The sequence below is a fragment of the Roseateles sp. genome (assembly GCF_036404855.1).
Taxonomy (GTDB): domain Bacteria; phylum Pseudomonadota; class Gammaproteobacteria; order Burkholderiales; family Burkholderiaceae_C; genus Pelomonas.
The window spans coordinates 1-2,087 of the sequence record NZ_DASWYS010000141.1 but is presented as its reverse complement, the minus strand read 5'-3'; the positions used below and the strand labels follow the sequence as shown (position 1 = coordinate 2,087).

Genomic DNA, 2,087 nt, shown 5'->3' with positions numbered 1-2,087 from the left:
TCGGCAAAGGGAATGAAGTCGCCCGGCGGCAGCCAGCCCCGCTGCGGGTGCTGCCAGCGCACCAGGGCTTCGGCGCCGGTGATGCGCCCGGTGCGCAGGTCGCGTTTGGGCTGCAGGAACTGGCGCAACTGGTCTTGCTGGATGGCGGTGGCCAGATCGGACAGCAGGCTCAGGTGCAGCGCGCGCGCAGCCTCGGCGCCCGGGTTGAAGACGGCCACCGCCTGGCGCAAACGTTTGGCCTCGAACATGGCCTGCTCGGCGCGGCGCAGCAGGGCCTCGGTGTCGGCCGCGTGCTCGGGCCAGTGGGCCACGCCCAGCGAGACCGACAGGTCCAGCGACTGGCCCTGCCAGAAGAGTTTGTGCTCGACCTCCTCGCGCAGCTGGGTGGCGAGCGCAATGCCGTGGTCCAGCCGCAGTACCGGCGCCAGCGCCGCGAAGGTGCCGCCGGCCAGCCGGCCATAGGCGGCGGCGCCCTCGAACAGCACGCGCAGCTTGGCCGCCGCGCCGCGCAGCAGCGCGTCGCCGGCATCGAAACCCAGCACGCCGTTGACGGCCTTGAGCCGGTCCACATCAATGCAGATCAGCACGGCCAGACGTTCGTCCGGGGGCAGGTTGGCCAGCAGGCGGTCGCCGTCGGCGATGAAGCGCGCGCGCTGGGGCAGGCCGGTCAGCAGGTCCACGTCGGCCAGGCGGCGCAGCTCGGCCTCGCGCTCGCCGACGGCCGCGGCCATGGTGTTCATCGCGCTGGCCATATGGCCCAGCTCGTCGGCCGAATCCACCTCGATGCGGTGGCCGTAGTGGCCCTGGGCGATGAGCTCGGCACCGTCCTCGGCGCGCTTGAGCGGCTTGACGATGGAGCGTGTGACGCCCACGGCCAGCAGGGCGCCGGCCACCAGCGCGGCGACGCACAGGGCCAGCACGCCGGTGCGGTCGGCGTCGATGCGGTCGCGCAGCACGCGGGCTTGAGCCGTGCCGGCGCGCTCCTCGCTCGAAGCGAGCTGGTGGATGGCGCCGACGAACAGGGACAGCGCCGATTCGACGTCACCGCCCAGCTGCGAGCGCGCGGCGTGGAAGTCGTCGTGCTCAATGAGCCGGCGCACGTCGACGTAGCTGGCGCGATAGTCGGCCAGGCGCTGGCGCACTTCCGCCAGCCGTTCGCTGCGCGGCCCCGGCGGCAGCACCAGGGCCAGGCGCTGCATGGCGTCGTCGAGCCGGTTGTTGGCCGAGGAGATCTCGGGGGAGGCGGCCAGGCGCAGCTCGGCGTCGGGGCTCATCAGCACCAGCAGCTTGCGAGCGACGGCCTCGGCATTGCGGTTGATCTCGTTGACCGAGTCGCGGATGACGGTCTGGTCGTCGACGATGTGATTCAGCGCATCCGACAGGGCGCTGAGCCGGTACACGGACAAGGCCGCCAGCGCCAGCAGCAACAGCAGCAGCAGGCCGAACGCCAGGCCCAGCCGGGTGCGGATGCGCAGCCGTCGAGACAGGCTGCGCACGGGCGCCTTCAGGGCGTTCATCGGCCGCGGGGCTCCCGGCGCGGCGTTGACGTCACCCGGCGCTCCACTGCGTCAGCAGCAGCCGTGCGGTGGCCATGTTGGTGGCGCAGGGCACGTCGTGCACGTCGCAGGCGCGCACCAGCGCGTTGATGTCGGGTTCGTGCGGCTGGGGTGTCATGGGGTCGCGCAGGAAGATGACGCCGTCCAGGTCGCCCGCGGCCAGCCGCGCGCCGATCTGCAGGTCGCCACCCATCGGGCCGCTGAGCATGCGCTCGATGCTCAGGCCATGGGCCGCGCTCAGCCGGGTGCCTGTCGTGCCGGTGGCCATCAGGCGGCAGCGGCGCAGCAGCGGCAGGAAGTCTGCGGTCAGGGCGACGATGGCGTCCTTCTTGCCATCGTGGGCGATCAGAGCGAGTTTCATGGGCGGCAGGTGGTCGGCAGCGCAAAGGATTGACGTTACACGCAAGCTGCGCTCGTGGATGGGCAAGACTTGGCACATTGACACATTGGCACGTTGCGTGCCGTTGTGGCCCGGGTGCGTCTAGCGCGCCGCTGCTGCCAGGGGCTGGCAGCAGCGGCCGGCAGCATTGC

The 2,087-nt window shown here is 71.5% G+C and carries 2 protein-coding genes; both read right to left on the bottom strand.

Annotated features, from left to right (window positions below; all coding sequences use genetic code 11):
* Window positions 1–1,517: diguanylate cyclase domain-containing protein (locus VGF12_RS09360; RefSeq protein ID WP_331175764.1), on the bottom strand; the 1,517-nt coding region annotated here is incomplete at its 3' end.
* Between the two features lie 31 nt (window positions 1,518–1,548).
* Entirely contained in the window at window positions 1,549–1,917 is a 369-nt protein-coding gene (locus VGF12_RS09355; RefSeq protein ID WP_331175763.1) for a methylglyoxal synthase, read from the bottom strand.
* Window positions 1,918–2,087: the final 170 nt, after the last annotated feature.

Excerpts from the sequence above, each read along its gene's own strand:
- VGF12_RS09355 (WP_331175763.1), bottom strand. The coding sequence starts at position 1,917 with ATGAAACTCGCTCTGATCGCCCACGATGGCAAGAAGGACGCCATCGTC.